Raw genomic sequence first — 23956 nt, forward strand, 5'->3', positions numbered from 1 at the left:
GCCAGAGGGCTGCTTCTCAAGATCGGGAACCCATAAGCTGCCTGTCCGCTTCCGGCTCCTTAAGCGGAAACCACTCAACTTCACTTGACGTCGAAGAGCAAACCAAGCTCACGAAAGCGCAAAAATCCGTACTTCTCTCCCAATGCCCTGAAGCTCCGCCATCCGGGAGGCCGATGTGATGCCGCTGTCGCGCAGGATCTCTGAAACTTGGGCATCCCCGACGATCGCCTCCGTCGTCATGATCACATTGGGATCGGCAAGGCCCTGGACGCGGGAGGCGATATTGACGGTTTGGCCGAAGTAGTCCTGCCGGTCGTTCAGGTTGACGGCGAGGCATGGTCCCTCATGAATGCCGATCTTCAGCAGAAGGTCGTCACTGCCGTGCTCGGTATTTAACCGAAGCATCGCCTCGCGCATCCTGAGTGCCGCTGCCACCGCGCGGTCCGGGCTCGGGAAGGTCGCCATCACGGCATCGCCTATGGTCTTGACGACCGCTCCGGCCTCTGTGGCGACGATCTCGTGAAGAACCCGGAAATGCGCCCGCACCAGATCGAAAGCGGCAAGATCTCCGACGCGCTCGTAAAGCGCGGTCGATCCCCTCAAGTCAGTGAAGAGGAAGGTCAGGCTGGTGATCTTGAGGCGCTGGTCGACGTCGAGTGTGTCGGTCCGATAGATGTCGCGGAAGCTCTGGTTCGTCAGCAGGCGCTTGGCTGTCAGAAAAGCCCGCCTGCGGCCCAAGAGGTCGTGCAGTTCGTCTCCTGCGATGCAGACATTCGGCACCACTCTGCGATCGGTGTGGTTCTCAAGTGTCAGCCGCAGTGAACCCGGGCGCAGGGTCAGCGTTTCGTTCAGCGCATGCGTCCGACTGATGATCATCGAGAGGGTTTGACGTTCGTCGGTGGGCTCGCCCTGCACGTCGATGAACTGCGCCGAGTGTGTCACCGGATCGAAGATGATGACGAACTGCGCCGGCAGTTGCAGCGAGACGAACGCCTTCTCGCCCGGAGCCAACTCGATCATCTCCAGTTGGATGCGCGAAAACCTCGCTTCGAGATCGTCCGGCAGGTCGACCCCGGAGCTGAAGAAGATCTGGCGGTAGTACTCGAGCGGAGGTAAGCGATCGGGGTCGTGGGCAGCAATCCTGCGCACTCTCGGACTGACGGTGAAGGTTACCTCGACCATCTCGTCGAGGGTCGGTTCGTATCCGGCCGCGCAGAGCGCGCAATGGTACGTCTCGTGGACGACCGTTTTGAGGGTTGCGCCGCTGTCGAGGACGCCGCCGCATCCTGGGCAAAGGACATTCCAGGTCATCTCGAATGCGCCTATGCGGGCTGCATGGAGAAATGCGGCGATGGTTTTCTCTTCATCGAGATGGTGCTTATCGGCGAAAGCGAGCGCATTGATGCGATTGAGCTCGCGATCCGAGCCATGCGTGACGACCTTTTCGATGCACTCGACCGTCTGCGGGTCAGCCGCCTGTCGCAGGGAGGCAAAAAGTACGTCCACTTCGCTCATGAGACAAGTCTCCGTGTGCAGAACCCACGGCGGACGACGCCAGGATGGGGATCATAACACGAGGGTTACCCAATAGAAATCTAAAGGCTTGGATGCTGCTTGTTTCCCGAGCAAAGGCGGGTTTCAGTTCCCCATGTATATCCGCTTCAGTGCCGTCAGCAGCGCATCCAGTTCGTCGCGCGAAAACAGGTCGATGAAACGCTGCTCGTGCCTATCGATCAGCGCACGCGCCTGGGCGAGCATTGCGTGTCCCGCCTTCGTCAGATGAAGTTCCTGGCGGCGGCGGTCGGCCGCGGAGGGGCGGCGCTCGATCAGGTCGCGGGCTGCCAGCCGGTTGACGAGGGCCATCATCGTCGCCCGGTCGGTGCCGAGCGTGTTGGCGAGGTCGATCTGCGATGCGCCCGGATTGCCGGCGACGAGTTCCATCACGGCCAGCTGCTTCTGCGTCAGCGCCAACTCCTCCATGGTTTCAGCGAAGTCGCGATAGACTGCGACATGCGCCATGCGCAGATGAAATCCCAGCAGGTCGCCAAGCCGGCCGACGTCGAGGCCCGGTGTCGCGGGCGCATCTTCGCCCTCGAAATCGTCCTGGGGTGATTTTGTCGCCATCGTCGTTCTCGCCTCGTCCAGGCGCCATAACCATCAAAATCAGCAGGTTAGTCAATATCCGTATTGAGGATTCCGCGCACCATTCGAGCGATCGGATTTGTCTCAAACAGCCTCTTGCATCCTGCCGGGAAAAGATATTAGTATGTGTTACATACAAATATGATGCCTGCCGCGGGGAGCAGCGGGCATGGGAGGAGAAAATGGCGCATTCCTTTTCCGGGATGGCTTCGTCGGCGGATTGCGGACTGGTGACGGATGATCCGATCCTTTACCGCGCCCGCGTCGCACCGGACCGTCCGGCCCTGTTCGAAATCGCCACCGGCCGGCAGCTCACCTATGCCGAGCTCGATGCGCGGATTGCCCGCGGCACCGGCTTCCTGAGCGATGAACTCGGAGCACGCCGCGACGGGGCGCGTGTCGCCATGCTGGCGCGCAATTCCGTGGATTCGATCGTGCTTGCCTTTGCCTGCCAGCGTGCCGGCGCCATCTACGTGCCGCTCAACTGGCGCCTCAACGCCGCCGAACTTCGGCCGATCCTTGCCGATTGCGCGCCGGCCCTGCTAGTTCACGACGAGGAGTTCGCCGCAACCGTCGCCAGTCTTGCGAGCGCCGATCCTGAGATGGCGGTGATATCGACGGCCGACGGTTCGGCCGGTCTCGCCGCGCGGGTCGAGGCGAGCCTTCCGGCCGCTTCCGTGCCCGCCGATGCCGATGGACCCTGCGTCCTTCTCTACACCTCGGGTACGACGGGACAGCCGAAGGGCGTCGTCATCACCCGCCGCAACGCCTTTTTCGCCGCGATCAATTTTTCCGTCGTCGGCGAGATCGGGCCGAGATCCGTTGCCCTGTGCGACCTGCCGTTCTTCCACACGATCGGTCTGATCGCGGTGGCGCGGACCACATTGATGCTGGGCGGCACGCTTATCGTCTCCGACCGCTTCACGCCGGCGCGCACACTCGCAGCCCTTGCCGACCGGCAGCGTGGCATCACCCATTATTTCGCCGTGCCGCAGATTGCTCTCGCCTTGCGCAACGATCCCGCCTATCGCGCCGCGGCGCTCGCCGGCCTGCATGCGCTCTTCGTCGGTGGCGCGCCGCTGACGCAGGCGCTGATCGAAAGCTATCTCGATGACGGCGTTGCGCTGGTCAACGGTTACGGCATGAGCGAGGCGGGAACGGTGCTGCACGTGCCGATCGACCGGCGCGCCGTGCAGGACAATCCCGGCAGCGTCGGTCTTCCCGCGCCCTTGCTCGACATTCGCATCGTCGACGAGGACGGCCGGGAGGTTGATGAAGGCGAGATCGGCGAACTCTGGCTGCGCGGGCCGGCGGTGACGCCGGGCTACTGGAACAAGCCTCAGGAAACCGCTGCCGCCTTCACCGATGGTTGGTACCGCACCGGCGATCTCGGCCGCCGCGAAGCGAACGGCTTCTATCGCATCGTCGACCGGCTGAAGGACATGTATATCAGCGGCGGCGAGAATGTTTATCCCGCTGAGGTCGAAGCAGCACTCGCAAGTCATCCCGATATCCTCGACGCGGCGGTCGTCGGCATTCCTGACATCAAGTGGGGCGAATGCGGTGTCGCTTATATCGTGCTGCGGCCGGGTGCTGCGGCAACGGGCGATGAGATCGCCGGCCATTGCGCGGCAAGGCTCGCCGCCTTCAAGCGCCCGGCGTGCATCCTCTTCGTCGAGGCCATTCCCCGCACCGCCTCCGGCAAGGTGCAGAAACATGTTCTGCGCCAGCTCCATTCCGACAAAACCCTTCAACGACAGGCCCTGTGAAGCGGCCCCGGCATTCACGCCGAAACCCATGGAGTAACCTCATGACTGAAGAGAACATGACTGATAGGCAATCGCCGGTTCTGGTCGAATTCGATAATGGCATCGCCTTCGTGAGCCTCAATCGCCCGGAAAAGCGCAACGCGATGAACCCGGCCCTGAATATCAGGATGCTCGAAGTGCTCGACGAGCTCGAGGGCGACGAGCGCTGCGGCGTCCTCGTCCTGCGCGGCGCCGGCGAATCCTGGTCGGCCGGCATGGATCTGAAGGAATATTTCCGCGACAATGACGACAAGCCGCGTGACGTTACGCTGAAGGCGCGGCGCCAGTCCGGCAACTGGTGGGGCCGGCTGATGTATTTCGAAAAGCCGACGATCGCCATGGTTAACGGCTGGTGCTTCGGCGGCGCCTTCACACCGCTGGTGTCCTGCGATCTCGCCATCGCCGCCGAGGAGGCAAATTTCGGCCTCTCCGAGATCAACTGGGGCATTCTGCCGGGTGGCAACGTCACCCGTGCGGTCGCCGAAGTGATGCGCCATCGCGACGCTCTCTACTACATCATGACCGGCGAACTGTTCGGCGGGCGCAAGGCCGCCGAAATGGGTCTCGTCAACGAGGCGGTGCCGCTGGCAGAGCTTGAAACCCGGGTCCGCAAGATCTGCGCCAGCCTGCTCGAAAAGAACCCGGTGACGCTGAAGGCCGCCAAGGACACCTACAAGCGGGTGCGCAACCTGCCATGGGATCTCGCTGACGATTACATCTACGCCAAGCTGGAGCAGATGTTGTTTCTCGACAAGACCAAGGGGCGCGACGAGGGGCTGAAGCAGTTCCTCGACGACAAGACCTATCAGCCGGGGCTCGGCGCCTATAAGCGCGGCCGCTGAGATCAGGCCCGGCATGCCGGGCAGTTCACGAGCCAATCATCGGGAGGAGGAAAGCAATGAAAATCCATGCCGCGGTGGCGCGTGCGCCCCATACGCCGTTTTCGCTGGAAAGACTCGATCTGGAGGAGCCGCGCGAGGGTGAAATCCTGGTTCGCGTTGTGGCGACGGGGGTTTGCCACACCGATATCGTCATGCGTGACCAGCATCTGCCGGTGCCGCAGCCGGTCGTGCTGGGCCATGAAGGTGCGGGCATCGTCGAGCGGGTCGGGCCGGGTGTCGCCAAGGTCAAGCCCGGCGATCACGTGGTCATGACCTTCAATTCCTGCGGTCATTGCCGGAGCTGCAACGATCACGAGGAGACTTATTGCCACGAATTCTTCCCGCGCAACTTCTTCGGTGCGCGCGCCGATGGTTCGAGCGGGATCTCATGCGAGGGTGAGCGGGTTCACGGCAATATTTTCGGGCAGTCCTCCTTCGCCAGCCACGCGCTGTGCCATGAACGCAATATCGTGAAAGTGCCTGAAGATGCAGATCTGGCGCTGCTCGGGCCGCTTGCCTGCGGCATCCAGACCGGCGCCGGCGCGGTCATGAATGCGCTGAAGGTCGAACCGGGAAAAGTGCTCGCGGTTTTCGGCATGGGCTCGGTCGGTCTTGCCGCCGTGATGGCGGCGCGGATCGTCGGCGCTTCAAGGATCATCGCCGTCGATATCAACGAGACGCGGCTGGCGCTTGCGGCGGAACTCGGCGCGACCGACATCGTCAACGGCAAGACGAGCGACGCGGTTGCCGCGATCATGGCGCTGACCGGCGCCGGCGTCGATTATTCGATCGATGCCTCCGGCGTGCCCGCCGTCATCGACCAGTGCGTGCGGGTGCTGGCGCCGCGCGGCACCTGCGGCATCGTCGGGGCCTCGCCCCATGGCGCGACGCTGACGCTCGACCTCACCCATATCCTGTCCGGCGGGCGCCGGGTCCGCGGCATCGTCGAGGGCGATTCCAATCCCGACGTGCTGATCCCGCTGTTGATCGACCTGCATCGGCAGGGCCGCTTCCCCTTCGACAGGCTCATCACCTTCTATGATTTTGCCGACATCAACCAGGCGGTGGAGGATTCGGAAAAGGGCATCGTGCTGAAACCGGTCGTGCGTCAGCCGGCCGTCTGACACCGTTCAAGGGAGGAAACAATGAACACCGTCACCCCAATCGCCACCGATACCAGCCCCGATGCCATGAAGGCGCTGCTTGACCGGCAAAGGGCGTCTTTCCTGAGGGAAGGGCCGCCAAGCCTTGAGACCCGCACCGATCGTATCGACCGCGTCATCGCCCTTCTCGTCGACCATAAGGATGCGATTGCCGCTGCCCTGTCGGAGGATTTCGGCAGCCGCAGCGTCGAGGCGAGCCTGCTTCTCGATGTCTTCACCTGCGTCGGTTCGCTCAAATATGCCAGGGCCCATCTTGCCGAATGGCTGAAGCCCGAGCAGCACGAGGCATTGTTCCCGGACGCGGTGGCCGAAGTGGTCTATCAGCCGAAGGGGGTTGTCGGAATCCTCAGCCCGTGGAATTTCCCCTATCAGCTCGCCCTTGCGCCGCTTGCCGGCATTCTTGCCGCCGGCAACCGCGCCATGATAAAGCCGTCGGAGGTGACGCCGGCCTCGGCCGCCTTGATGGCGGAACTCATTGCCGGCGCCTTCGACGAAACGGAAATCGCCGTCGTTCAGGGCGGACCGGCGACGGGCACGGCGTTTACATCACTTGCCTTCGACCACCTGATCTTCACCGGTGGAACCGCGATCGCCCATCATGTCATGCGCGCGGCGGCGGAAAACCTGACGCCGCTGACGCTCGAGCTCGGCGGCAAGTCACCCGTCATCGTCGGCCGCTCGGCCGATCTCGCAGACGCGGCGCGCCGCGTCATGACCGTCAAGACGCTGAACGCCGGCCAGATCTGCCTGGCGCCGGACCATGTCTATGTGCCCGAGGAAAGCGTCGAGGCCTTTGCCGAACACGCGGTCGCGGCGGTCGGCGCGATGTATCCGGCGCTGAAGGAAAATCCTGACTACACCTCGATCGTCAACGCCCGCCATTTCGCCCGCGTCCAAGGCCTGATCGACGAAGCCAGGGCCAAGGGCGCGAGGATCGTCGAGATCAACCCGGCGGCAGAGAATTTCTCCCAGCAATCGGCCCACCGCATGCCTCCGACCCTGATCCTCGACCCCACGGAAGACATGCGCGTGCAGCAGGAGGAAATCTTCGGACCCGTGCTGCCGGTCCTTCCCTATCGCGATATTGCCGACGTCATCGACCGTATCAATGCCAAGCCGCGCCCGCTCGCTCTCTATTACTTCAGCAGGGATCAGCAGGAGGAGGCCCGCGTCCTCGACAACACGACCTCCGGCGGGGTGACGGTCAACGACTGCATGAGCCACGTCACGGCGGAAGGCCTGCCCTTCGGCGGCGTCGGCCATTCGGGCATGGGAGCCTATCACGGCAAGTTCGGCTTCCTCGCCTTCTCGCATCCGCGCGCCGTCTATCACCAGAGCAAGATGGTGGAAGCGGAATACATGATGCGGCCGCCTTATGGCGAGGCGATGCGCGGCTTTTTGGCGGCGGCGATCTGCAAGTAAGAGAGAAGCATCGGACGATGCCGTCGGCAGCTGCGGCTGCTGACGGCATGGGATGGCTGCTTGCAACGAATGGCCCGATTGCGCAGGCTTATCCGGATAACGCTAGATTGTGTCATCAGGCTCCATGTCCAGACGCAGAGGATGCTGTTGTTAAACATGCCTTATGCTTCGGCTGCTAGCCGTTGAACCGCAGGGCGTTGCGGACATGATGTCTCCTGCCGTCCTGGAGCATGACCTTTCAATTCCGATTTCGCGTATTTCTCATGTCGTCAAATCTGGCAGCAGGCCTCTCTGCCCATACCTCATCGTCGCGGCGGACGCCCGCTTTCCTGTCGCCGTATTGCTGTCGATCGGCCTGGAGACGCACCTGCTGACGAATATAGCCTGATGGGTCTGTGATTTAACGAAGCTCAAACCAGTGTTGCCCTATGATTGGTTCGGTACATGTATTGGAAGGTGGATCCAACGCAGTGAATGGCATCTGGACGCAATTCGGTGGCAACCTGTCATTCGTGTGCCTGGCGATTTCGCTCTGGGCGCATTTCTCGATTCAATTTCAGAGTCGTTCGGTCACACAGGAAAAAATCGCCTTCGGAATCATAGCCGGCGCCGCCTCCATCGGGTCCATATTGCTGGCCGTCGAAGTCAATCCCGGCATCTATATCGACATCCGCTTCTCGCCGCTTGCTTTGGCGGGCATGTTTGGCGGACCGATCGCGGCGGCCTTTGCGGCGTCGCTGGCGATGGTCTTCCGCTTCTGTGTCGGCGGCACGGCAATGATCGACGGTCTGATCGCAATTGCTGTCGCGACCGGTATCGGCCTGGCTGCCAATGTCTGGATCCGCAAGAGATCTCCCGAGCTCATGGACGTTGCGCTGCTGAGCCTCGCGCTCGGCGGCGCACTTATTGTTTTGATGGCGGTGCTTCCCACCCTGGTGCACGCCCGCGTGCTGGCCATCATCGGTCTGCCGATGACGGTATTGAACTGCCTGGCGACGGTGCTGTGTGGTTTCGTTCTGTTGAAGACGCAACAATGGGAGCTGGAGCGAAGCATCCTGGTGACCGCATTTTCGCAGTCGCCCGATTATCTCTACGTGAAGGACCGAAACAGCCGGTTCATCACCGTCAATGAAAATATGATCCGCCTTTTTCGTTTCAGAACCACGGCGGAGATGACCGGATTGTCGGATTTCAATCTTATCTCGCGGCCGCGCGCCGAAGAATTTTATTATCTCGAACAGCAGGTCATGGACACCGGTGTGCCCCTGATCGACTCCGTCGAGCGTATCGAAGACAGATACCTGCTCGCCTCCAAGGTGCCGCTGAAGGATAGGCAGGGACGGGTGATCGGCCTGGCCGGCGTCACGCGTGACGTGACGGAGCGGACTGCCCTGGAGCGGGAATTGCGCAAGAGCAAGAACCTGCTGTCACATGCGATGGCCGGCATGTCCGATGGCATCGCCATGTACGACAGCAAGGGTTTTCTCGTTTTTTGCAACGACCAGTATCGCGCCGCCTTTCCGCTATCCGGAGACGCCCGCGTGGTTGGCGCCCATATCAGCGACATCCTTCGCCGTGTTGCCGAAACCGGCGAGCGCACCGGTATCCCGGACGCTGACCGCGAAGAGTGGATCAGGTCCGTCAGTGCTACGTTGCACAGCAACAAGGACGAAGAGGTTCAGCTTCACAACGGCGACTGGCGCAGCATCCGGACAAGGTTAGCGGAAGACGGCACAGCGATGGCCGTCGTCTCGGACATCACGGCGACCAAGCAGGCGGAAATCGCCCTCCGGCTGTCGGCCGAGCAACTGAAGTCCCTCGCCGAGACCGATGGACTTACCGGCATGGTCAACCGCCGGGCCTTCGACGAGGCTTTCGCCCGTGAGACCGCAGGCAGCGCCAGGAAAAACACGCCGTTCAGCCTTCTGATGGTCGATATCGACCGCTTCAAGGCCTATAACGACACCTATGGTCATCCCGCCGGAGACCAATGCCTGCGTGTCGTCAGCAGGTGCCTGCGCCAGTCCGTAAGCCGCCCGGCAGACATCGTCGCACGCTACGGCGGAGAGGAATTCGTGGTTCTGCTGCCTGCAACCAGTGCGAAAGGGGCGATGATCGTTGCCGAACAGTTCGCACGTCTCCTAAGCCAGGAGAATATCGTTCATACCGGCAGCGAATTCGGCCGGGTGACCGCCAGCATCGGCATATCCTGTGCGACGGGAGCCACCTTGAGGATCAACCCGAACCGCCTCTTGAGCGAGGCCGATGCCGCGCTCTACGACGCCAAGACCCAAGGTCGCAATCGCATCCTGGCACATTCGCCCGACGAACGGCACGCCATAAAGGACGTCGGCTAGATCGAATCCTTGATAGGTTTATTCTATCGATCCATCGCTCGTGCGCCCTTGATGTTTTCCCCGCTTCGACAATACAGGGCGCATGGACACAAAATTCATTGGTAAGAAATCGGCGGCAGCCGGCGGCTGGGGCGCTTTAAAGAGCTGCGGCAAGCGTTTGCTGCAAAGCGGCATGCCCATTTCAGGGGCGCGGACGATGCTGAAGGCGAACCAGCCGGATGGGTTCGACTGCCCGGGCTGCGCCTGGGGCGATCCGGAGCACGGATCGTCGTTCGAGTTCTGCGAAAACGGCGTGAAGGCCGTTGCCTGGGAGGCGACGGAGAAACGGGCATCGCCCGCCTTCTTCGCGGAAAACACTTTATCGCAGCTTCGCCAGCTGACGGACTATGAACTGGAACTCAACGGCCGTCTCACCCATCCGATGCGCTATGATGCGGCGAGCGACCGTTACCTGCCGGTCGCCTGGGAGGATGCCTTTGCCGAGATCGGCAGCATTCTGACGGGCCTCGATAATCCCAACCGGGCGGAATTCTACACGTCGGGCCGGGCGAGCAACGAGGCCGCCTTCCTGTACCAGCTGTTCGTGCGCGTCTATGGCACCAACAATTTTCCCGACTGCTCCAACATGTGCCACGAGGCGAGCGGCATTGCCATGCGTCAGGCTGTCGGTGTGGGCAAGGGTACCGTGCTGCTGGAGGATTTCGAAAAGGCCGATGCGATCTTCGTGATCGGGCAGAACCCGGGCACCAACCATCCGAGGATGCTCGGCGACTTGCGCCGGGCGGCGATCCGCGGCGCGCGCGTCGTTGTCTTCAATCCCATCCGCGAACGCGGCCTGGAGCGCTTCTCCGATCCGCAGGACAAGGTCGAGATGCTGCGCGGCGGTTCGACCGATATCGCCAGCTTTTATCTGCAGCCACAGCTCGGCGGCGACATGGCCGCGGTGCGCGGGATGGCAAAGGCCGTCCTGGCTGCGGAAGACGCCGCCGTCGCCGCCGGCCTGCCCTCCGTTCTCGACCATGCATTTCTCGCCGAACACTGCGCGGGTTTTGCAGAATACCGGGCAGCGGTCGAGGCGACCAGCTGGGCTGACATTGAGGACCAGTCGGGACTGAGCCGGCAGGAGATCGAACGGGCGGCCGATGTCTATGTCAACGCCGAGCGGGTGATCTGCACCTGGGCGATGGGCGTGACCCAGCATCTGCATTCCGTGGCGACGATCCGCGAGATCGCCAACTTCATGTTCCTGCGCGGCAATATCGGCCGGCCGGGGGCAGGCCTTTGCCCGGTTCGCGGCCATTCCAACGTGCAGGGCGACCGCACCGTCGGCATCAATGAAAAGCCGGCGGATGATTTCCTCGATGCGCTGGAGAAGCACTTCCGCTTTGCCGTTCCCCGCGAACATGGCCACAATGTCCTTGCCGCGATCGGCGCGATGCTCGATGGCTCGGCTGAGGCCTTCATCGGGCTTGGCGGCAATTTCGCCCGCGCCACCCCCGACAGCGCACTTGTTGAAAAGGCGCTGCGGCGGCTGAAGCTGACAGTGCACATCGCCACCAAGCCCAATCATTCGCATCTCATGCCCGGCGAGACGGCCTTCATCCTGCCGTGCCTCGGGCGCACCGAGATGGATCTGAACGCGGCAGGCAACTCACAGCTCATAAGCGTCGAGGATTCGATGAGCATGGTGCATGGTTCCGCCGGCATCAATCGCCCGGCTTCGCCGCATCTCCTCTCGGAAGTCGCCATCATTGCCGGCATTGCACAAGCGACGGTCGGCTCCGCCGTGGTCGACTGGGCAGAACTCGCCGACGACCACGACCGCATCCGCGATCATATCGAGGCGACCATTCCAGGCTTCGAAAACTACAATGCGCGCCTGCGCAAACCGCGCGGTTTCCACCTGCGCAATACGGCCGCCCATCGGGAGTGGGATACGCCGGCAGGCAAGGCGTCATTTTCTTGCGAAGCGCTTCCCGACGAGACGGTGCATCAACGGGCGCGAAAGGGCGAGGGGCGTTTCGCCCTGCAGACGTTCCGATCGCACGATCAATACAATACCACGGTTTACGGTCTCGATGACCGATACCGCGGCGTTTACGGGGAGCGGCAGGTTATCTTCATTCACCCAGCCGACCTGACGGCGATGAATGCCGAGGCCGGTGACCGGGTCGACGTGGTCGGCGAGCATGATGACGGTATCGAGCGCATCGCTGAGAATTTCCGCTTTGTGCCCTATGACATTCCGCGAGGAAGCATCGCGGGCTACTATCCCGAACTGAACGTGCTCGTGCCGCTTGGCAGCGCAGGTACGGAAAGCGATACGCCCACCTCGAAATCCATCATGGTGTCCTTCCGCCAGCGAAAAGCCGCGTGAGCGAAGAGGCCTCCGACGTCGATCGTTTTCTCGCTCTCGTCGCTGCGGCGCAAGGCAGGGATAACAAGCTGACATCCATCCAGGCCGGTCTCCTGGTCGCCGCGGATCTGGGGATTGCGCGTGACAGCCGCGCCTTTGCGCGCCTGCTGGGGATCGCGCATTCTCTCGTGCTGAGGGAACTCAACGTCCTGGCGGAACGCGAAGGGGTGCTGCAGATCGTGAAGCGGGATCTAAGGACAATGAGAGTGCATTACACGTTGCTGCCGCGGGACGAGACGTAAACACCCCTGCGCCGCAAGCCACGGCCGCTAGCGGCGGATCACGCGCTTCCTGGTGTCGGAAGGGTATTCTCCGTAGGTGGTTTTATAGACTGCCGAAAACCGGCCGAAATGAAAGAAGCCCCATTTGAGGCAGACGGCCTTCATGGTCTCCTTGCTCTCGGGATCGAGCAATTCCTGGCGCGCGGCACGCAGCCGAAGCGTCAGCAGATAGGCGGCGGGGGAGGTCCCCCTGAACGCACGAAAACCGGTTTCGAGCGCCCGGCTGGATACGCCTGCGGCTTCGGCCACTTTCGGCATGGTAATCGGCTGATCGATATTGGCGTGCATGAATTCGATCGCCCTGCGGACATGCCGGGGAGCGATCAGGGCGGGGCGATTCTCAAGGAAATGCGACAGCCGGTGCGGCACCAGGCGCACGACCAGATCGGCCAGCGCCTGTGTCATATGCGCCATGGCGATCGGCGACTGCAGCAAGGGGCCATCGTCGCGCATGCCTGAGATGATCGTTTCCGTGAGATTGCCGATCAACCGGCCTTCCGGCTTGGACAGATCCAGTTCCGGCAGCAGATCGAGGGACCCGCTGAACGGCATCTCGAAAGTCTGGCCGATCGTCTGCAGGATGACAGGCCAGTTGATCAGCAACTCGTCGATGACGTTCGATTGCCCATGCATGATGACGCTGTTGGGTTCGAAATTGTTATAGAGAAGCAATTTTCCTTGCCCGGCCTCGGCGATGCGGGACGATCCATAGGTTACCCCCATGCCGCCGCTGCGCGGCACGACGATCGACAGATACTCCGCCGTATCGACGGTCGGCTCGATATTGAACTGAAACTCCGCCTCATGATAACCCGTGAGCAGGACGGCTTTGTCACATACCGAGAAATCCAATCCCCAATGGAAGTCCTGGGCGCGGCCGACAGGCTCTGCATCAAATGCGCCAAAAGCGCCCCCCAGCGTTTCGACCATATTATCGAAGGACGAACCGCTAAATCGAAATGAGAATGGCGCAGTGCTATTTTCCGTCATCCTGCTCCCATTGTTCGATCTGGCTGTTTCGACATGCTCTTCTCCGCCGCTCGCAGGTGCCAGCGCGACGCGCGGCCGGCGAGAGTGTCGGATTGGTGCACGTACCTCTGCCAGCCTTGCCAGTCGTCATGGATGGTCGTCCTGCGCCGCGGCGCTTCATCAGAGCCTGTAGACGGCATGGATGAGCGGCCTTGGACGTATATTAGACGATTGTTGGATAGAGTGCAGCAGCTTGTAGCGGAGCAGGTGGATCTCCGCGTGATACCGGCATCGAGATCAGCGGCTTGCGCCAGCTGATGCAGGCCGAATTCGGGCATGGTAAATGTCAAAAAGACCAACCCGTTGAATGCATTAGTTCCCATCCAGATCAGGAACTGACAGAACCCGCGGCCATTGGCAAGACGTCACGCTGCCGGCGATGACGACAACCCGCTGATAAAACGATTACGCTGAAGGAGCGATTTTACAGCTGTATCCGCCACGCCACAGGTTCAACCGCGGCGATCTTGCCGAGATGCGCGTCATCTGAAGCTTGTAGAGCGCGCCCCAATTCGCGAGCCGCGCAGTCGCCTGCCGAAGGGTCTTAGTGGACCGCTTAAAGAGGACCTTCGGCAGGCAGACAGGTACGCAGGCATACGCACGGGATGGAGTGCGTATGTATGATCCCTTCCATCCGGGGGGTGATGGATGGACGGGCTTGGCTTTGGGACCGTAAGCCATCATGGCCTTGGTCGAGATTGATCTTACTGTTCCTCAGCTATGGAGCAATTGTCACGTCCCGATATTGTCGGCCAACCGGCTTTTCGTGACGCAGTCTGGACTGACCTTGCGCAAAATGTATAGGTAAGCACTTGCTTGAAAGCCGCCTGTCTTGCGCAACGAGCTGCGGAAAGTGGATAGAGATCTTCAATTTCTCAATTCGCACCAACGATGGGAACTTCGCATGATGCCGCCGGGCGCGATGCATTCGGCTTTGGGCTGAGCAATGATTTTCTCACTGAGGGCACAAGCGACGGATCGTTTCCAACACGCCTATGTCGACGTCAAGACTACCGGTTTCCACGGCGCTCGCGGGCATCGCTCTGTCTCCGGGGATACGGACTCCCTTGGAGCGCAGCCGTTCCAATTGGGCCTTGGCGCGCGCCGGGAAACCTGCATCCACGGCCGCGGGGAATAGCGCGATCACGGTCATTCCCGCATTCACCGGGTGTTCGCCCGAAAGAAAGTGGCCGGCATCAAGCGACCACGCCGCACCGGAAAGACCCGCGGCGAGCATCTCGACGATAAGGGCGATATTGCCGCCCTTGTAGCCGCCGAAGGGCAGGAGAGCGCCAAGCATCGCCTTGACCGGATCGGTGGTGATTGCGCCGGTCTCGTCGATGGCCATGCCGTGAGCAATCGACGACTGCGCCTTTGCCGCCTCGGCAAGGGTTATGAACGCCGTGGCACTCGTCGCCTGGTCGATGACGACGGGCGGCAAGGGTTCCGGCAGGGGCACGCCGAAAGCAAGCGGATTGGTGCAGTAGACGGGCTCCCCGCCCTCGGCGGCGGCCATCAAGGCCGGTCCGTTGGCGGCAGCGATGGATATCAACCCGTCCTGAGCGAGACGCCGGACGTAATATCCCAATTCCCCGGCGGTATAGCTGTTTCTTTGCGTGAGGACGGATATGCCGAAGGTTTTCACGCGCGTCGTGAAGTCGTCGTAAATGAGGTCAAATCCGAGCTGCGCTATGCCGCCGTCCGCATCGGCCTGGATCAGGGCCGGCAGCACATGGTTGAAGCGGGGCTTGGCGTCTCCGTTGATCCGCCCCTCGCGCAGGCTGGTGAGATAATCGACGAAATGCGGAAAACCGAGTTCAGTGCGCCCGAAGGAGGCGGCCGACAGCGTTGCATCGACGAGAGCCTTCGCCATGGCCGGGCTGCCGCCGCAGGCGAGGCAGGCTTCGAGCGCCAGTTGGCGGAGCTCGTCGATCGGCATTCTCATTTTCTGCCCGGCCATCACAGCTCCAATGCCGCGCGTCTGCCCAGGCCGATCAGCGAAAACAGACGCGGGAAGAGTTTTGACATCGGGATCCCCAGGCGTCAGGCGGCCGACTTCCCAGTTCCGGAGATGGCGACGTGCCTGATATCGGCGTCGCCAACGAAACGGAAAGACGGCCGCATTTGGAGCGTCAAAGTGCGACCGAGAGGGCGCTGTCGCGTCGGGGAGCCACCTCCTGCGAGTTCACCATTGCGCCCGCGAGCTGGCGGAAGGTGACAAGCCCCAATGCTTCTCCGGATGGTGAAACCACTCTGGCATCGTCGTGCGCCGCCGATGCCAGGATCCGGACGGCGTCTTCGACGGTCGTGCCTGATGCAATCGTCAATCCGCCTGGCGCCGCACCGGAATGCAAGGATGTCATGACGGCATCGACCTGGATGACCCGGCCTCGATTGACCTCCTTGACGAAGTTGGCGATGTAGGCGTCGGCCGGACGCAGAACGATGTCCTGGCTGGTGCCCTGCTGGATGACTTCGCCATCGCGCAGGATCGCAATCTGGTCGCCCAGCCGAAGGGCTTCGTCGAGATCGTGGGTGATGAAGACGATGGTCTTCTTGATCTCCTTTTGAATGTCGAGAAGGACCGACTGCATATCGGTGCGGATCAAAGGGTCGAGCGCCGAATAGGCCTCGTCCATCAGCAGAACCGGCGCATCGTTCGAGAGGGCTCGTGCCAGCCCGACGCGCTGCTGCATACCGCCCGATAGCTGGTTGGGATATTTGCTCTCGAAGCCCTTCAGGCCGACCCGCTCCAGCCAGCCCATGGCGACGTCGACGGCTTTCGAGCGCTCCATGCCCTGCACTTCGCGGCCGAAGATGGTATTGTCGAGAACATTCCGGTGCGGCAGAAGCGCGAACTTCTGAAACACCATTGCCGTCTGGTGCCGGCGAAACGTCCGCAATTCGGTCTCGTTCATTTTCACCACATCGACGCCGTCGACAAGCACTTCGCCGGCGGTGGGATCGATCAGACGGTTGATGTGGCGGATGAGCGTCGATTTTCCCGAACCCGAAAGGCCCATGATGACCTGGATGCGGCCCGAGGGTATCTCGACATTGATATCTTTCAGTCCCAGCACGTGGCCGTGCTTTTCGTTGAGCTCGGTCTTCGACAATCCCTTTTTGACGGCATCGACATGAGCGCCAGGATTGGGACCGAAGATCTTGTAGAGATGGCGGATCTTGATGCCGCCGAAACGTTGATCAGCCATGGACGATCTCCCGATGCTTCTGGAGCCGTTTGCCATACGCCTGGCTGACCCGGTCGAAGATGATGGCAATGCCGACGATGGCAAGGCCGTTGAAAATACCCAGGGTGAAGTACTGGTTGGCGATCGCCTTCAGAACCGGCTGGCCAAGGCCCTGGACGCCGATCATCGAAGCGACGACGACCATGGCGAGGGCCATCATGATGGTCTGGTTGATGCCGGCCATGATGGTGGGAAGCGCCAGCGGCAGCTGGACCTTGAACAGCTTCTGCGAGCTCGATGTGCCAAACGCATCGGCTGCCTCGAGCACGTCCTTGTCGACCAGGCGGATGCCGAGGTCGGTCAGCCTTATCATCGGTGGGATGGCGTAGATGACGACGGCGATCAGTCCCGGCACCTTGCCGATGCCGAGCAGCATGACGACAGGGATCAGATAGACGAAGCTCGGCATCGTCTGCATGACGTCGAGGATCGGATTGATAACGCGCTGCAGCCGGTCGGAACGCGCCATCAATATCCCCATCGGAATGCCGATGGCGATGGAGAGTACGGTACAGACGAAGATCATCGAGACCGTCCGCATCGTATCGTCCCACATGTCGAAATAGCCGATCAACAGCAGTGTGACGAGACAGCCGAGGACGATCTTCAGGCTGCGGCTGGCAAACCATGCGATAACAAGGATGATTGCCGTAATGATCGGCCACGGCGTCTGCGTCATGAAGCGGTCGGCGGCGATCAGGAAATGCTGCAGCGGCGAGAAGAGGCTTTCGATCGCGTCGCCATAGGTGCGGGTAAACGTGCGAAAACCGTCATCGATCGCCTTCTTCAGATTGCGAAGGGCGTCGTCATCCATATGCGGGAATTTATAAAACCATTCCATTCGGTTCCCCTTTTTCTTCAAAGAGCCGTGGCAGTCTTTTTGATTTTATCGGCAGCGAGAGGCGGTGCGCATTAAGCGCACCGCAGTAGTCGGCGTTAGAGCATGATGCCGAAAAGTGTGAGCGGTTTTCGGACGACATCATGCTCTCACTATTTAACTTAGAACAGGGTTCAGATTTTAGGCCGAACAGGCCTAAAATCATCCTGTTCTAGAGAGCAGCTTCGATCTTCGTGGCTGCCTCAGGCGAGACCCACTTGGTCCAGAGGTCCTTGTTTTCTTTGAGGAAGTGCTTGGCACCGTCCTCGCCGGTCGCCTGGTTGTCGGTCATCCACGCCATGAGCTTGTTGACCGTGTCGTTGCTCCAGGAGCGCTTCGTCAGGTAGTCCATGACTTCAGGGCCGACCTTTTCCGAGAAAGGCTTTGCAACGAGGGTGACGATCTTGTCGACCGGCCATGCATTCGGCTTCGGATCGGGGCAATCGGCGACGGTATTGCAGCGCTTCCATTCGGCGGCGTCGTTCGGAACGCCGGCTTCCAGCTTGACCATCTCATACTTGCCGAGCAGCGCGGTCGGCGCCCAGTAGTAGCCGGCCCAGCCTTCCTTGCGTTCGTAGGCCTTGGAGATCGAGCCATCGAGGCCGGCAGCCGAGCCGGTATCGACGAGGGTGAAGCCGGCCTTGTCGGCTTCGAAGGCCTTGTAGAGCTGCGTGGTCACCACGGTGCCGCCCCAGCCCTGCGGCCCGTTATAGATGGCGCCCTTCTTCGCATCCTCAGGAGCGGGGAAGAGTTCCGGATGCTTCAGCACGTCGCCGATGGTCTTGATGTCAGGATGGGCGTCGGCCAGATATTTGGGAATCCACCAGCCCTGGACGCCGCCATCGGGCAGCGGAGAGCCGACCTGAACGATCCGGCCTTCTTCCGTTCCCTTCTTGACGACGTCGGGGAGCAGGTCGATCCAGGCTTCGGGCGCGATGTCCGGCTGGCCCTTTTCGGCCATCGAGGTGATCGTCGGGACGGTATCGCCGACGGTGATTTCGGCCTCACAGCCATAACCTTCGTTCAGGATGAACTTGTCGAGGTTGGAGAGAACCTCTGCACTCTGCCAGTTCATGCTGGCGATGGTGACAGTGCCGCATTCGGCGGCGCTGGCGAAAGACGCCCCGCCGATCAGGCCGAACGTCAGACATGTCGATGCGAATAGTTTTTTCATTCTCGTTCCCTCTGTTTAGCGGCCGGTTTTGCTGAGCGGGGCGCCGCAGGACCCACTCCAACGGTTGTCAGGAAGCGTCTCCCATACTCACCGATTTCTTGAATGCCGCCGATAATCCCTCCGCAACCGAAGCGTCGAACCCGGCAACGCGCATGCCTTCGATGGCTGCCGCAGTCGTGCCGCGATAGCCGACAAAGGTTTGAACGACGTCATCGGGACATTCGTCATGGCGCTCCAGCAGGCGGCCGGCGCCTGTGATCACCGTGTTGACGGCGCGCCGCGCAATCTCCGCCGGCAGGCCATTTGCGATGGCGTCGCGCATCATGGCGGCGGCGAGCAATGCGGGGAAAGCCGGTCCGGACCCGGAAAGACCCGTGAGATAATCAATGTCGCTTTCCCTTGCGACCTCGTCCTCAGATCCGCATGCCTCGAAAATAGCACGGACGAGCGCCCGGTCGTCTTCGGTGACATCGCTCGCGCCAATCCATGGCGTATAGGACCTGGCCACTTCGGCGGCGGCGTTCGGCAAAGCGCGGATGACGCGACCGGTGTTGTGGCGCTCGGAAAGTGCGTCCAGGCGGATGGCCGCCATGACCGAGATGACCAGCTTGCCGCCGGCATCGACATCGAGAGCATGCCAGTCATCAGGACGGACGGAAAGGACGATCACGTCCGAGCGGTCGGCAAGCGCCTGATTGTCGGTGGTCAGGAAAGAATTCGGGAAACGGCGCGGCTGCTCACTGCGATAGGAAAGGGAGAGATTTCGAGGTTCGACCAGGCCGGCATCAAGGATAGAGCCGGCGATTGCTCCGCCAAGCCAGCCACCGCCGCCAATGATACCGATCCTCAGGGAAGCGCTCATCCGGCTCTCCCTAACCCGGCCTGTAGCCATGCCGCGAGAAGAAGCGATCGAGCTCCCTCTGCTGCGGCACTTCGCCGGTGTAGATCGCGATATATTCGGGGATCCGTTTCATGCGGACGGCGAGTTCCTCCTTGGCTTGCATCGAGATGTATCCGATCTGCACGAGGTAAGTTGTTCGCGCTCGGACATCTGATGTCGCTTCTGGTAGCCCGAAGCGGATAAACATGCGCTTGAGGGCTTCCAGCCGAAGCTGGTCGGCTTGCCGGACCTCGGCGAGAATCTCGTCGGACTGCAGCGCCCAGCTGCGCACGGCGAATTCGAACCTGGCGTCGAACAGATCGTTGTTGAGCCAGCAGTCGAAGACGTTGAGCATCGCCTCGGCAAGCGATTCCGCATAGGCTTCGGACTGCTTGACGATGTTGCCGGTGTTTTTGTCGCGCCACCGCGCCACGAGCCCGGCCAGCAGTTCCTCCCGGTCCTTGAAGAACCAGTAGAAGCTCGTGCGCGAAAGGTTGAGCTTCTTTGCCAGCGGCAGAATTTTCACCGAATCCACGCCGGAATCCAGCAGCGAGTGGTAAGCTGCTTCCAGCCATCCCTCCTGTGATCCGCGCCAGCCAGTGTCGTTCAAAGCCTGATCCATGGGCTATCTCCTATCAAATTATCAAGCCGCGCACAAGAAAAATGTACATGAGTGTCGAAAACGGCGACCCATATGTTTTCAATATTGACACATATGTACATTATGCTTAGCGTCTCCTCTGACGTTTTTAATCCGGAACCACGGCCCATGTCGAACGATCCCCTTCTTCAGCCCTATCAGCTCAAGCATCTGACGCTGCGCAACCGTATCATCGTGACCTCCCACGAGCCGGCCTATCCGGAAGACGGCATGCCGAAGGAAAGGTATCGCGCCTATACGGTGGAGCGGGCAAAGGGCGGGGTGGCCTTGACGATGACGGCGGGCTCGGCCGCGGTTTCCAGGGACAGCCCGCCGGTCTTCAACAACCTGCTCGCTTATAAGGACGAGATCGTGCCCTGGATCCGGGAAATGACCGACGCCGTGCATGAAGAGGGCGCGGCGATCATGATCCAGCTCACCCATCTCGGCCGGCGCACGCGCTGGGACAAGGGCGACTGGCTGCCGGTCGTGGCGCCGTCGCATCATCGCGAGGCGTCCCACCGCTCCTTCCCGAAGAAAATGGAAGATTGGGACATCGAGCGCATCATCAAGGATTTCGCCGACGCTGCGGAGCGCATGAAGGCTGGCGGCATGGACGGTGTCGAACTGGAAGCCTACGGCCATCTGATCGACCAGTTCACGTCGCCGCTTACCAACGAGCTCGACGGTCCCTATGGTGGCTCGCTCGATAACCGATTGCGCTTCTGTCTCGACGTCTTCAAAGCGATCCGGCAAAGGGTGGGGAACGACTTCATTCTGGGCGTGCGCTACACTGCCGACGAATGTCTTCCCGGTGGCACCGGCAAGGGTGACGGCATCGAAATCTCCAAGCGCTTGAAGGCAAGCGGCCTGATCGATTACCTCAACGTGATCCGCGGTCACATCGATACCGATGCGGGTCTCACCGACGTGATCCCGATCCAGGGCATGGCGAATTCACCGCATCTCGATTTCGCCGGCGAAATTCGCGCCGCAACCAACTTTCCAACCTTCCACGCCGCGAAAATCCCTGACGTTGCCACCGCGCGCCACGCGATTGCCTCCGGCAAGGTCGACATGGTCGGCATGACCCGCGCCCACATGACCGATCCCCATATCGTCCGCAAGATCATCGAAAAGCGGGAAGACGATATTCGTCCCTGCGTCGGCGCCAATTACTGTCTCGATCGCATCTACCAGGGCGGGGCGGCCTTCTGTATCCACAATGCCGCCACCGGCCGCGAACTGACCATGCCGCATATCGTGGCGAAGGCCGAGGCCAAGAAAAAGGTCGTCATCGTCGGCGCCGGCCCAGCCGGTCTGGAAGCGGCGCGCGTCGCCGGAGAACGCGGTCACCAGGTCGTGGTTTTTGAAGCGGCGAGCAATCCCGGCGGTCAGATCCGCCTCACCGCCCAGAGCGAGCGCCGCAGGGAGATGATCAGCATCATCGACTGGCGCATGAGCCAGTGCGAGAAATACGACGTCACCTTCCACTTCAACACTTGGGCGGAAGCCGATACCATCGAGGCCGAGAACCCCGATGTCGTCATCATCGCGACCGGCGGCTTGCCGCATACCGAGGTTCTCGCCCGCGGCAACGAGCTGGTGGTCTCGTCATGGGACATCATCTCCGGCGACGTGAAGCCTGGAACCAACGTGCTGATCTTTGACGATGCCGGCGACCATGCCGGCCTTCAGGCAGCCGAGTTTCTCGCTAATGCAGGCGCCAAGGTCGAGATCATGACGCCGGACCGGTCCTTCGCGCCAGAGGTCATGGCCATGAACCTGGTGCCCTATATGCGGTCTCTGCAGAAACATGACGTGACCTTCACCGTCACCTATCGTCTGGAAGCCGTCGAGAAGAGCGGCAACCAGCTCGTCGCCCATGTCGGCAGCGATTACGGCGGGATTGCCAGGCAGCACAGCTTCGACCAGATCGTCGTCAATCATGGGACCATTCCGCTCGATGAGCTCTATTTCGAGTTGAAGCCCAGCTCGAGCAATCTCGGCGAGATGTCGCACGACCAGCTTCTTTCCGGAGAACCCCAGTCCGTCATTCGCAATCCTGATGGCAAGTTTCAGCTGTTCCGGATCGGGGATGCGGTCGCCGCACGCAACACGCATGCCGCCGTCTATGACGGACTGCGCATCGCGAAAGATATCTGATCGCAGGAGCGGACCGCTTGCCGGCCGATCGTCTCGGGAGGTGATGACATGAGTTTACGCAATGAAAGCCTGCAGATTTTCCTGGATGCGGTTTTCGTGGCTTTCGACCAGTTCGCCAAAGCCCCGGAAGCCCGCCGCTCGATCCGTCAGATGTTTGCAGCGCTGGAGCGCCCGGGAGCCGCGCGTGCGGGAGAGGGCCGCCGATTGCCCGCGTGCGCTCAGCTTGATGTAGCGCTCTCGATCGATACGTCCTATCCTTCGCTGACGCGATTGATCGACGGGTTCAAAGGCATCGAGCCAATGCTTGAATGGCGTCGGCGCACCAAGTATGACCACACGGCCAGCGACAATTTTGTCGATGGACATGCCAATGCGATGATTATCGGCCCGGGAGGATTGGAGGAGCGGAGCGACCTGTGGATCGGTGTGACGTTGATGGCGCCTCAGGTGCGCTATCCCGACCACGTTCATGCGCCAGAGGAGGTCTACCTCGTACTGTCCGAGGGAGAGTTCCAGCAGGGGGAAGGGAACTGGTTTTCGCCTGGTATCGGCGGATCCTTCTACAATGTCCCCGACATCAAGCATGCCACGAGGTCGCTCGACACGCCGCTCTTCGCCTTCTGGGCATTACTTGCCGAACGGCCAGCAGTTTAGAAATAAGGGGGGGTTGCCCATGAAAATTCTCGTGCCAGTCAAACGGGTTGTCGACTACAACGTGAAGATCCGGGTGAAGCCGGATGGCACGGGTGTCGAGCTTGCCAATGTGAAGATGTCGATGAACCCGTTCGACGAGATCTCGGTGGAAGAAGCGCTGCGGCTGAAGGAAGCCGGCAAGTGCGAGGAAGTGGTGGTCGTTTCGATCGGTCCTGCCAAGGCCGAAGAGACGCTGCGCACCGCCCTTGCCATGGGTGCCGACCGGGCGATCCTGGTCGAGACCGACGATCAGATCGAGCCGCTCACCGTCGCCAAGATCTTGAAGGCTGTCGCCGATGCCGAACAGCCCGGGCTGATCATCGTCGGCAAACAGGCAATCGACGACGATTCGAACCAGACCGGCCAGATGCTGGCAGCACTGCTTGGACTCGCCCAAGCGACCTTCGCCTCGAAGATCGAGATCGGTGACGGCAAGGCTCAGGTCACCCGCGAAGTCGATGGCGGCCTGCAGACGATCGAGATCAAGCTGCCGGCTGTTGTGACCACCGATCTGCGCTTGAACGAACCGCGTTATGCCTCGCTGCCGAATATCATGAAGGCGAAGAAGAAGCCGCTCGACAAGAAGAGCCCTGATGATTTCGGTGTCGACACCACGCCGCGCCTCAAGGTGTTGAAGACCGAGGAGCCGTCGGGCCGCAAGGCCGGCGTCAAGGTCAAGTCGGTCGCCGAACTCATCGACAAGCTCAAAAACGAAGCCGGCGTGCTGTAATCAGCTGGGAACAGGAGCCATCATCATGACCATTCTTCTTCTGGCT

At 61.2% G+C, this 23956-nt stretch carries 19 protein-coding genes; 10 read left to right on the forward strand and 9 right to left on the reverse strand.

The window, feature by feature from the left end; genetic code table 11:
- Nucleotides 1–108 precede the first annotated feature (108 nt).
- Nucleotides 109–1515 carry an adenylate/guanylate cyclase domain-containing protein gene (locus tag HX899_RS32060; RefSeq protein WP_181294344.1) on the reverse strand — a complete coding sequence of 469 codons (1407 nt, stop codon included), beginning with the start codon at nucleotides 1513–1515 and terminating at the stop codon, nucleotides 109–111.
- A gap of 123 nt (nucleotides 1516–1638) precedes the next feature.
- A complete protein-coding gene (locus HX899_RS32065) occupies nucleotides 1639–2124 on the reverse strand; it encodes a MarR family winged helix-turn-helix transcriptional regulator (RefSeq protein ID WP_181294345.1) in 486 nt (161 codons plus the stop codon).
- Between the two features lie 200 nt (nucleotides 2125–2324).
- Here HX899_RS32065 and HX899_RS32070 point away from each other — a divergent pair, with 200 nt between their 5' ends.
- The 7 genes from HX899_RS32070 (at nucleotide 2325) to HX899_RS32100 (ending at nucleotide 12431) form a co-directional block, all read left to right on the forward strand.
- Nucleotides 2325–3911, forward strand: a complete 1587-nt coding sequence (locus HX899_RS32070; protein WP_181294346.1) for an AMP-binding protein — start codon at nucleotides 2325–2327, stop codon at nucleotides 3909–3911.
- A gap of 56 nt (nucleotides 3912–3967) precedes the next feature.
- On the forward strand, nucleotides 3968–4792 hold the full coding sequence (locus HX899_RS32075) for a p-hydroxycinnamoyl CoA hydratase/lyase (protein WP_181294382.1): 825 nt from the start codon (nucleotides 3968–3970) through the stop codon (nucleotides 4790–4792).
- A 56-nt stretch (nucleotides 4793–4848) separates the two neighbouring features.
- Nucleotides 4849–5955, forward strand: a complete 1107-nt coding sequence (locus HX899_RS32080) for an NAD(P)-dependent alcohol dehydrogenase (protein WP_181294347.1) — start codon at nucleotides 4849–4851, stop codon at nucleotides 5953–5955.
- 21 nt (nucleotides 5956–5976) lie between these two features.
- Nucleotides 5977–7416 (forward strand): coniferyl aldehyde dehydrogenase, encoded by a 1440-nt coding sequence (locus tag HX899_RS32085; RefSeq protein WP_181294348.1) that lies wholly within the window; start codon nucleotides 5977–5979, stop codon nucleotides 7414–7416.
- A 428-nt stretch (nucleotides 7417–7844) separates the two neighbouring features.
- Nucleotides 7845–9773 (forward strand): diguanylate cyclase, encoded by a 1929-nt coding sequence (locus tag HX899_RS32090; protein ID WP_181294349.1) that lies wholly within the window; start codon nucleotides 7845–7847, stop codon nucleotides 9771–9773.
- Nucleotides 9774–9855: 82 nt separating this feature from the next.
- Entirely contained in the window at nucleotides 9856–12150 is a 2295-nt protein-coding gene (locus tag HX899_RS32095; protein ID WP_181294350.1) for an FdhF/YdeP family oxidoreductase, read from the forward strand.
- Entirely contained in the window at nucleotides 12147–12431 is a 285-nt protein-coding gene (locus HX899_RS32100) for a hypothetical protein (RefSeq protein ID WP_181294351.1), read from the forward strand. The genes HX899_RS32095 and HX899_RS32100 overlap by 4 nt, the downstream gene beginning before the upstream one ends.
- Nucleotides 12432–12458: 27 nt before the next feature.
- Here HX899_RS32100 and HX899_RS32105 read toward each other — a convergent pair whose 3' ends face one another.
- From HX899_RS32105 to HX899_RS32135, 7 genes are all read right to left on the reverse strand, one after another.
- Nucleotides 12459–13460: an AraC family transcriptional regulator gene (locus HX899_RS32105; protein WP_181294352.1), complete on the reverse strand. Its 1002-nt coding sequence runs from the start codon at nucleotides 13458–13460 to the stop codon at nucleotides 12459–12461.
- A 994-nt stretch (nucleotides 13461–14454) separates the two neighbouring features.
- Nucleotides 14455–15459, reverse strand: coding sequence for an Ldh family oxidoreductase (locus HX899_RS32110; protein WP_181294353.1), 1005 nt, complete (start codon nucleotides 15457–15459; stop codon nucleotides 14455–14457).
- A gap of 172 nt (nucleotides 15460–15631) precedes the next feature.
- Nucleotides 15632–16711, reverse strand: a complete 1080-nt coding sequence (locus tag HX899_RS32115) for a glycine betaine/L-proline ABC transporter ATP-binding protein (protein ID WP_181294354.1) — start codon at nucleotides 16709–16711, stop codon at nucleotides 15632–15634.
- A complete protein-coding gene (locus HX899_RS32120; RefSeq protein WP_138388626.1) occupies nucleotides 16704–17591 on the reverse strand; it encodes a proline/glycine betaine ABC transporter permease in 888 nt (295 codons plus the stop codon). The genes HX899_RS32115 and HX899_RS32120 overlap by 8 nt, the downstream gene beginning before the upstream one ends.
- Nucleotides 17592–17799: 208 nt before the next feature.
- Complete coding sequence (locus HX899_RS32125) at nucleotides 17800–18801, reverse strand: ABC transporter substrate-binding protein (RefSeq protein WP_164068472.1); 1002 nt, start codon at nucleotides 18799–18801, stop codon at nucleotides 17800–17802.
- Nucleotides 18802–18868: 67 nt separating this feature from the next.
- Nucleotides 18869–19663: a pyrroline-5-carboxylate reductase gene (locus HX899_RS32130; RefSeq protein WP_180195965.1), complete on the reverse strand. Its 795-nt coding sequence runs from the start codon at nucleotides 19661–19663 to the stop codon at nucleotides 18869–18871.
- Nucleotides 19664–19673: 10 nt separating this feature from the next.
- Entirely contained in the window at nucleotides 19674–20303 is a 630-nt protein-coding gene (locus tag HX899_RS32135; RefSeq protein WP_029871401.1) for a TetR/AcrR family transcriptional regulator, read from the reverse strand.
- A gap of 147 nt (nucleotides 20304–20450) precedes the next feature.
- Between HX899_RS32135 and HX899_RS32140 the strand changes: the two genes are divergently transcribed.
- From HX899_RS32140 to HX899_RS32150, 3 genes are read left to right on the forward strand one after another with little or no spacing between them, the layout of a single operon-like run.
- Nucleotides 20451–22487, forward strand: a complete 2037-nt coding sequence (locus tag HX899_RS32140) for an NADH:flavin oxidoreductase (protein ID WP_181294355.1) — start codon at nucleotides 20451–20453, stop codon at nucleotides 22485–22487.
- Nucleotides 22488–22535: 48 nt separating this feature from the next.
- Nucleotides 22536–23141, forward strand: coding sequence for a dimethylsulfoniopropionate lyase (locus HX899_RS32145; protein ID WP_181294356.1), 606 nt, complete (start codon nucleotides 22536–22538; stop codon nucleotides 23139–23141).
- Between the two features lie 19 nt (nucleotides 23142–23160).
- Nucleotides 23161–23910 carry an electron transfer flavoprotein subunit beta/FixA family protein gene (locus HX899_RS32150; RefSeq protein ID WP_181294357.1) on the forward strand — a complete coding sequence of 250 codons (750 nt, stop codon included), beginning with the start codon at nucleotides 23161–23163 and terminating at the stop codon, nucleotides 23908–23910.
- Nucleotides 23911–23956: the final 46 nt, after the last annotated feature.

Source organism: Rhizobium sp. WYCCWR 11146, assembly GCF_013591995.1.
Taxonomy (GTDB): Bacteria; Pseudomonadota; Alphaproteobacteria; order Rhizobiales; family Rhizobiaceae; genus Rhizobium; species Rhizobium indicum.